Here is an 8,219-nt window from a genome sequence, read left to right on the forward strand (position 1 = left end):
GCGCGGCGGCGGTCCAGCTTTCCAGGTCGGTGGGCTGGTCGGCGGCGCCGGCGGCGGCGCCCCGGACCGGGACATAGCCGTCGCTGGTCTCCGCCCCGAGCGTCACCAGCAGTTGGCGGGTACCGAAGGCGGCGACGCCGCGGGCCGATCCGCGCTCGCCCGCCGAGACGTCCAGAGCCTGGAGCCCGTCACGGCCCGCCCGCTCCTCCAGCGCCACGACGCCGGTCAGGGCGCCCGCGCCATACGGGCCAGCGCCAGCGCCGCGCACCAGGGTGGCGCTCTCCAGGCCCTCCGACGGCAGGGCGGACCAGATCACCCAGCCCCCGAACGGGTCATTGACCGGCGCCCCATCCAAAGTCACCAGGGCGCGCCCGGCGCCGGAGGGGGCGACGCCGCGCAGGGACAGGCCTTGGATGGTGGGATTGGCCGCCTCGCTGCCCGTGCGGCGGAACAGGGAGACGCCGGGCGCCTGTTTCAGGGCGGCGTCCAGGCGCGGGGCGGTCTTCAGCTGGCCGGCGTCGAGCTGCTGGACCGCGAACACGGCCTCACCGCCCAGGGGCGGCAGGCGCGGGGCGTGAACGACAACGACTTCGACTTCGGGCGCGGGCGGCGGGGGCGGCAGATCAGACATGCCCCCATGTGCCGCGAAATGCGGGCCGAGGCGAGCCCTGCCCTAACGTCCGTCAGGGATTGACGTTGAGCTTGATCTTGATGCGGCCGGGATTGGCCAGGGCGAGGGTTTCCGGCACCTGGATGTCGGCGGCCAGCTTCAGCGCCTTGGCGGCGCGGACGTCGGTGTCCGGGTCACCGTCGACGACCTTGCAGTCGGTGAGGCTCTGGCCCGAGACCTGGCAATCGATGACGAAAGCGCTGACCGGCAGGCTCTCCAGGGCGTTGTACGCCGAGGGGGCCTGGGGCGCCGAAAGACCGGCGGCGAGCGCAAGAACAGAGATCAACATAGGCCCTCGGGGTTTACGAAGGTTAATCAAAAGTAAACCCGCTCGCCTGACAAGTGTCTCGAATCGATCCGGGCCACAGAGCTGTGGGCAATCGACGTGCCGCGCCGGCCTGCGCGTTCCTGGATGGGCCCAGATTGGTCAGTTGATAGGCGCCGCATCGCCGAGGCGCCCGCGATCCCCGCACCTGCGCAAACGCCAGCCCCATCGCAATGTGATCATTGATAACCGACCAAACGGTCGGCAAAACACCCCCAGGCGAAGCGGACGCGCACGGACGCGCCCGCCGCCGGAGGAACGCCGGGAGGTGGTTGACCCTCAACCCCTTTCCGGGAGTACAGACTATGAAGCGTATCGTGACCCTGGCGGCCTTCGCCGCCCTCGCCGTGGCCTCCAGCGCCCAGGCTCAATCCATCCGCGTCCCCGTGGCCGGCAAGTCCGCCCAACAGGTCCATGCCGACATTGTCATGGCTGCGCGCAGCGTCTGCCACCGGGCGACCGCTGACGAGTCCCTGATGCTGGACGCCTACACCCGCTGCCTGTCGGCGACGGTGAAGGCCTCTGTCGCCCAGCTCGGCGACCCGCAGGTGGCCCAGCTGTCCAACACCCGCGTGGTCCAGCGCTGATCCGCCAGATCTGATTTTCGGGTCCTTCTCGACGCGCCTCGGCCCCAGGCCGGGGCGCGTTTTGGTATCTGGAGGGTAACATCCGCCCTCTGCGCCGCTGGGCGCGGCAATTGTGTCAGACCCAGCCCCCTCGCCCCCTTGGTCATGCACATTTTGGGCATATTACACCGCCTCCGCGCTGCACAATGTGGTCTGGAGGCCGCACCCCGGCAGTTTCGTTAATGATAACGACGCAATCCGAACACAATTCGGACACATCGGCTTGTGTCCACGGCCGCCCCATGACACCGAGCAGTAACGTCAGCGATCCTTGTTACGCGGCCAGGGCGGACGCCCGCCGTCGTCGCCAGGTGCGCTGATCCGTAAGGGGCCGCCCTGACGGCGCGCCCTGGTGTTCACGGGTAAGGGCCAACATGAAGACGACCAAAAACAACGCTCTGCGCATCGCGCTGCTGTGCTCGGCCGCCATTGGCGCGGCGGTCAGCACCCCCGCTGTGGCGCAGTCCAGCAAGGACGCCTCGGTTGAAGTCGAGGGCCTGGTGGTGACCGGCTCGCGCATCAAGCGCGCCAACCTCACCTCCATTCAGCCGATCCAGATCCTGTCGACGGAGACCATCGACAAGCGCGGCTTCACCAATGTCGCCGACGCCCTGAACGAGCTCCCCTCCTCCGGCGTGCCGGTCAATCCGATCGGCGACCAGGGCGGCTTCGGCACCGGCCGCCAGTACATCAACATCTTCAATCTCGGCACCAACCGCACCCTGACCCTGGTCAACGGCCGCCGCTTTGTCGGCGCCAATGCGGCCTCGATCTTCACCGGCGCCTCGCCGGGCGGTCAGGTGGACTTCAACGCCATTCCGACGGCCCTGATCGACCGGATCGAAACGATCCAGGCCGGCGGCGCCGCGGTCTACGGCTCCGACGCCATCGCCGGCGTCATCAACATCATCACCAAGACCGACTTCGAGGGTGTTGAGGCCGACGCCACCTATGGCGTCTCTGGCCAGGGCGACGCCCAGGAGTACCGCGTTCGCCTGGTCGGCGGCCAAAAGTACATGGACGACCGGCTGAGCCTGATGGGCAGCTACGAGTACAACAAGACCGAGGGCCTGCCCTACACCGCCCGCGACGTCACCGCGCGCCAGATCGCCTTCGCCACCAACCCGGCGAACCGGACCTCGAGCGACAACATCCCCGGCTCAATCCTGATCACCAACCGGCGGATCCCCGAAGTGACCATCGGCGGCCTGCCGTTCCGCACGGGCGGCTCGGCGCTGTCGGGCCAGCTGACCATGGTCGATCCGTCCAACCCGGCCCTGCGGGTCCCCGCCCAGTTCCTGCCGGGCGGCGCGCTTGGCCCCTACAACCCCGGGACCTTCTACCAGGCCTCGGTGGCCTCCGGCGGCGACGGCCTGAACCTGGGCGAACTGACCTCGCTGCGCTCGCCGGTGGACCGCCACGTGGCGACGGTGTTCGGCAAGTACGACTTCACGGACCACGTCCGCCTGACCGGCGAACTGTTCTACTCGCACCTGGAAGCGACCGAGCCCTACAACCAGCCGATCTACAACGCGGCCCTGTTCGGCGGGAACTCCGCGGCCCTGCGGATGTCCACCTCCAATCCGTTCCTGAGCAGCCAGGCCCGCTCGATCCTGTTGTCGCAGCCCGTCGCCCTGCCCGCGGATGCGGCCTCGCCCGGCGATGCGATCTTCTTCCTGGATCGCGCCTCCGTGGACATCGGCAACAACAAGACCGAAGCCCAGGGCGACACCTGGCGCGGCGTGTTGAACCTGGAAGGCGAACTCGAATTCGCCGGCCGCGAGTTCAACTGGAACGTCTCGGCCAACCGCGGCAAGGCGACGGGCTGGTTCCAGACCCCGAACATCGACCAGTCCAAGTTCGTCCTGGCCATCGACGCGGTGCGCGACGCCTCCGGCGCCATCGTTTGCCGTGACGCCGCCGCGCGCGCGGCGGGCTGCGCCCCGCTGAACCTGTTCGGCTCCGGCGCGCCCAGCAAGGCCGCCCTCAACTATGTGGGCGTGACCTTCAAGTCGGACTTCACCATCGAGCAGACCGTCTACGAAGGGAACTTCGGGGGCGACATCATCGACCTGCCGGCCGGCCCGCTCGGCTTCAACGTCGGCTTTGAGCACCGCAAGGAAAGCTCGGACTTCCAGCCGAACGAACCCCAGCGTCTGGGCATCGGCCGCTCGGCCGCCATCACCGCCCTGTCGGGTGAGTTCGACACCACGGAATACTACGGCGAAGCCTTGGTCCCCGTGCTCGGCGGGGATTGGAGCTTCCTGGGCGGGCGCAGCCTTGAAGTCGAAGGCGCCTATCGCTGGATCGACAACTCCCAGTCCGGGACCGACAAGGCCTGGAGCTACGGCCTGCGCTGGAAGCCGGTCGACGACCTGATGATCCGGGCCTCGAAGAGCCGCTCGTTCCGGGCTCCGGCCATCGTCGAGCTGTTCCTGCCGTCCGCGACGTCGTTCATGACCGCGACCGACCCCTGCGACGCGCGGAACCTGAGCTCGGGCCCGTCGCCCGCCACCCGCCAGGCCAACTGCGCGGCCGCCTTCACGGCGCTCGGCCTGCCCGCGAACTACCAGCTGACCTCGAATGTGCAGGTGGCCACGGTTCAAGGCACGACCAGCGGCAACAAGGACCTGCAGAACGAAATCGCCGAGCAATGGTCGGCCGGCTTCGTCTACCAGCCCAGCTTCTTCAAGGGGCTGACGGTCAGCTTCGACTGGACGAACATCGACCTGTCCCAGGCGATCTTCAACTTCAACCTGACCTCGATCCTGCAGGTCTGCTACGACTCGCCGTCGGCCCAGGCGGCCTGCGGCCTGTTCCAGCGCGGCAATGCGGCGTCTGGCGCCCAGGCCGGTCAGATCCTGACCGCCGACTCGACCAAGGGGATCGCCGGTCCGCGTACGGGCTACGTCAACGCCGGCTACATCAACTTCCAGGGCTTCACCTTCGGGGTGAATTACGAACTGGATCTGGCGGACGTGTTCGAGCAGGCCCCGCTCCTCGGCGGCGAGCCCGGCAAGCTCGAGTTCGGCTTCGACCTCTATTCGGTCAACAAGCAGAACACCTCGGTCACCGGCCTGGGCTTCGACCTGAACCGGGACAAGAACGAGATCGGCAACGCCGACCTGCAGTGGAAGCTTCAGACCAACTACGAGCGTGGTCCGCTGTCCGTCACCTGGACGATGAATCACACCGGCCGGTCGCTGTTCAACAACGACTTCACCATCGAGACCCGTTGGCCGCTGTCGGTGGATCCCTACACGATCCACGATCTGGCCATCAGCTATGACTTCGCCGAGGCCTTCGGCGAGCGTCTGGGCGTGGAGAGCCTGAAGGGCCGCTTCATCGTCAAGAACGTGGGCGATGTGGAGCCGCCGTACGGCACGACCGGCATCGGCGTCTATGACGTCATGGGCCGCTACTTCCTGATGGGGGTGACCGCGAAGTTCTAAGGCTGCGGGCCCTCGGGGCCGTACCCACGACGTGGCCCCAGGCCAGCAGGGCCGCCTGGCGAGCGATCGCCAGGCGGCCTTTCTTTTGGCGGGACCGCGGCAGGGTGCGGCGGCCTTACGGTTCAGCTTGCGCACGGCTGGGCGGCCGGGGGAACATCCCCCGGACCGGAGACCCGACCATGACCGCATCCAGATTCGCCACTGTCGCCGCCGCCCTCGCCGTGGCGATGGCCCCCCTCGCCGCCCAGGCCGCGCCCGCGGACGAGGCCGCCTTCCGGGCGATCTTCAAGGAGATGGTGGAGACCGACACCAGCGCGGCCACCGGCGACTGCACCCTATTGGCCAACCGCATCGCCACTCGGATGCAGGCGGCGGGGTTCCCGGCGGCGAACATGCGCCTGATCGTGCCTGAGGGCGCCCCAAAGGCCGGCAACCTGGTGGCCTGGCTGCCGGGCAAGGACCCCAAGGCCAAGGCGGTGCTGATGCTGGGCCATATCGACGTGGTCAACGCCTTCCGGGCCGACTGGACGCGGGATCCCTTCACCCTGATCGAGGAGAACGGCCAGTTCTACGGCCGTGGCGTCTCGGACATGAAGTCCCAGGATGCGACCTGGGTCGACAACATGATCCGCTACAACGCCGAGGGGTTTCATCCGAAGCGCACCATCAAGATGGCCCTGACCTGCGGCGAGGAAGGCGGCGGCTTCCTGAACGGGGCCAGCTGGCTGGCCGAACACGAGCGCGACCTGGTCGATGCGGGCCTGGGCCTGACCGAGGGCGGCGGCGGCGACCTGGACGCCGACGGCAAGCGGCTGGCGGTCACGGTCATGGCGGCGGAGAAGATCTTCTCGGCCTTCTCGCTCGAGATCACCGGACCGGGCGGGCATTCGTCCAAGCCGCGCAATGACAACCTGATCATCGCGCTCGGCCAGGCCCTGGCCAATTTCAAGACCCTGAGCTTTCCGACCGAGCTCAACGACAACAGCCGCAAGTACTTCACCGCCCTGGCCCCGCAGGTGGAGCCGCAGGTCGGCGCGGCGATGCGCAAGATTCTGACCGATCCGCAGGATCCGGGCGCCAACGCCATCCTCGACCGGTCGGTGAGCTATCACGCCATGCTGCGCACCACCTGCATCCCGACCCTGGTCGAGGGCGGACATGCGCCCAACGCCCAGCCTCAGCGGGCCAAGGCCCTGGTCAACTGCCGCAGCCTGCCGGGCTCGTCCCTGGACGACATCGAGGCGGCGCTGATCAAGGCGGTGGACAATCCGCAGATCAAGGTCACGCGCACGGTCACAGGCGGCGTGCGCGCGCCCGCCCCGCCCCTGACGCCCCAGCTGATGGGGCCGATCGCGCAGGTGGCGGCCAAGGTTTTCCCCGGCGTGCCGGTGACGCCGATGCAGGAGACGTTTGGGACCGACGCCGGCCGGCTGACCGCCGTGGGGGTTCCGGTCTACGGCTTCTCGGCGCTGTTCAGGGGCGACGACGCCGGCAACATCCATGGCCTGAACGAGCACATCTCGGTTCAGTCGGTGATGGACGGGCGGGACTTCATGTATCGCCTGGTCAAGCTCTACGCCCAGCAGCGCTGAAGCTCAGGCCAGGGCCCCGAGCCACAGGTCGTCCCGCGGCGAGGGCCGACGGGCCAGGCGCGCCTCGAGTTGGGTGCGGGCCTCAGCCGGACGGCCGGCTCGCGTCTGGGCCAGGATCAGCATGTCCTCGATCAGCTCGCGCTGGGCGCCGCTACCGCCGATCCGCACCACCTGGTCCATCAGGGGCGAGAGGCGGTCGGCGCACCGCGCATGGTCGCCGTCGGCGAAGTCGAGCGCCGCCCGGCACAGGGCCGGCGCCACCGGGCCGACCGCCAGGCCATTGGCGGTGATGGCGGCCTCCAGATCCCGCGCCCGCGCCTCGGCCCCCGCCCTATCGCCCACCGCCGCCTGCAGGATCGCCATGTGCGCATCGACGAAGGCGTGGCCGGCCTTGGGGAAGGCCGCCGCCCCATAGGCCACCGCCTCCGCCCAGAGTTCGGTGGGCTGCGGCTGACCATAGGCTTGCCAACGCCACAGGAAGGCGGCCGCATCGCTCATGACATTGATCGGCATGCCGCGCGCCACAGCCGGCCGAACGGCGTCCAGGTAGCGGGCCATCGCCGCCTCGGCGTCCCCAGATGCGAGGCTCACCAGGGCCCCATGCCATGACAGGTGGCCGTGCAGGACGCCGGCCCGCTCATAGCCCGGCAGCCAATCTGCGAGGGCGCTCAGGATCGCTTGACCGTCGCCGGCCTCATGGAGCCCATGACACAGGGCGTGCATGGCGTTGGCGTTGCGGGGACGTAGCTCAAGCGCGTGCTCGACCTGGGCAAGGCCTGAGCCGACCTCACCCGCCTCGATCCTCGCCCATCCCTGGGTGGTCTGGAACCACCAGTCATCCTGGCCATAGGCCCCGGCGTGCCGGGCGCACAGGGCGACGCGGGCGGCGTCATGGTCAGCCATGCCCGAGAAGGCGAAAAGGCCGAACGCGCCCATGGGCAGAGACAGGATCAGGGCGTCGGCCGGCCAGGCCGCAACATGTTCCAGGGTCAGGCTGAGCGCCTTGGCGCTTTGGCCTGACGCACTGAGGGCCAGGATCTCGACGTGCGACCGTTCACGCGCGTCGCCGCCTCGGGCGGCCAGCGTCTGGGCGAGGTTCAGCCGCGACAGAGCCTCCGGCGCCCGGCCCTCGAAGGCGAACTGCCGGCCCCGCAGCGCCTGGGCCAGGGCGAACTCGGGATCCTGCGCCAGAGCCGCCTCCACCTCCTGGGCGGCGCCGGGCCAGGCGGCCAGGGAGAGAACGACCGCGGCGTTGTAGTGCTCGGCCGCCGCCGGGCTAGACGTGGACAGGGCAAGACCGCGCGCGTCGTAGATGGACATCTTTGCTCACACCTGCCGGCGGCGAGACATCGCCGTCAGAGCTGGTGTCGCATCCCAGTGGCCGTCTGGCCAAGACCTCGCGAACGAACACCGGCCCAAAACAAAAAAGGCCGCCGAGCGAAGTGCTTGGCGGCCGGACTTAACTTGAAGTGTGAGCGATCTTTGGGTGCGGGGACAGGATTTGAACCTGTGACCTTCAGGTTATGAGCCTGACGAGCTACCGGGCTGCTCCAC

6 protein-coding genes are annotated in these 8,219 nt (G+C 68.6%); 3 read left to right on the forward strand and 3 right to left on the reverse strand.

All coding sequences use genetic code 11. The features are described from left to right. On the reverse strand, positions 1 to 631 hold a 631-nt coding region (locus ACFQ27_RS20255; protein WP_377354844.1), incomplete at its 3' end, for a TonB-dependent receptor. Positions 632 to 683: 52 nt separating this feature from the next. Next, positions 684 to 959: a hypothetical protein gene (locus ACFQ27_RS20260; RefSeq protein ID WP_377354845.1), complete on the reverse strand. Its 276-nt coding sequence runs from the start codon at positions 957 to 959 to the stop codon at positions 684 to 686. Positions 960 to 1,300: 341 nt separating this feature from the next. On the opposite strand from ACFQ27_RS20260, the gene ACFQ27_RS20265 reads away from it, so the two are divergent. The 3 genes from ACFQ27_RS20265 (at position 1,301) to ACFQ27_RS20275 (ending at position 6,665) form a co-directional block, all read left to right on the forward strand. Next, positions 1,301 to 1,582, forward strand: a complete 282-nt coding sequence (locus ACFQ27_RS20265) for a hypothetical protein (protein ID WP_374348844.1) — start codon at positions 1,301 to 1,303, stop codon at positions 1,580 to 1,582. A 413-nt stretch (positions 1,583 to 1,995) separates the two neighbouring features. Further along, positions 1,996 to 5,073, forward strand: coding sequence for a TonB-dependent receptor domain-containing protein (locus ACFQ27_RS20270; RefSeq protein WP_377354846.1), 3,078 nt, complete (start codon positions 1,996 to 1,998; stop codon positions 5,071 to 5,073). Positions 5,074 to 5,252: 179 nt separating this feature from the next. After that, entirely contained in the window at positions 5,253 to 6,665 is a 1,413-nt protein-coding gene (locus ACFQ27_RS20275) for a M20/M25/M40 family metallo-hydrolase (RefSeq protein WP_377354847.1), read from the forward strand. Positions 6,666 to 6,668: 3 nt separating this feature from the next. On the opposite strand, the gene ACFQ27_RS20280 is transcribed toward ACFQ27_RS20275, so the two are convergent. Further along, positions 6,669 to 7,985 (reverse strand): tetratricopeptide repeat protein, encoded by a 1,317-nt coding sequence (locus tag ACFQ27_RS20280; protein WP_377354848.1) that lies wholly within the window; start codon positions 7,983 to 7,985, stop codon positions 6,669 to 6,671. Positions 7,986 to 8,219 lie beyond the last annotated feature (234 nt).

Origin of the sequence: Phenylobacterium conjunctum, from assembly GCF_042679085.1 — a bacterium.
Lineage (GTDB): Bacteria > Pseudomonadota > Alphaproteobacteria > Caulobacterales > Caulobacteraceae > Phenylobacterium > Phenylobacterium conjunctum.

Coding starts and splice junctions, on each gene's coding strand:
- ACFQ27_RS20260 (WP_377354845.1), bottom strand. CDS start 959: ATGTTGATCTCTGTTCTTGCGCTCGCCGCCGGTCTTTCGGCGCCCCAG.
- ACFQ27_RS20265 (WP_374348844.1), top strand. CDS start 1,301: ATGAAGCGTATCGTGACCCTGGCGGCCTTCGCCGCCCTCGCCGTGGCC.
- ACFQ27_RS20270 (WP_377354846.1), top strand. CDS start 1,996: ATGAAGACGACCAAAAACAACGCTCTGCGCATCGCGCTGCTGTGCTCG.
- ACFQ27_RS20275 (WP_377354847.1), top strand. CDS start 5,253: ATGACCGCATCCAGATTCGCCACTGTCGCCGCCGCCCTCGCCGTGGCG.
- ACFQ27_RS20280 (WP_377354848.1), bottom strand. CDS start 7,985: ATGTCCATCTACGACGCGCGCGGTCTTGCCCTGTCCACGTCTAGCCCG.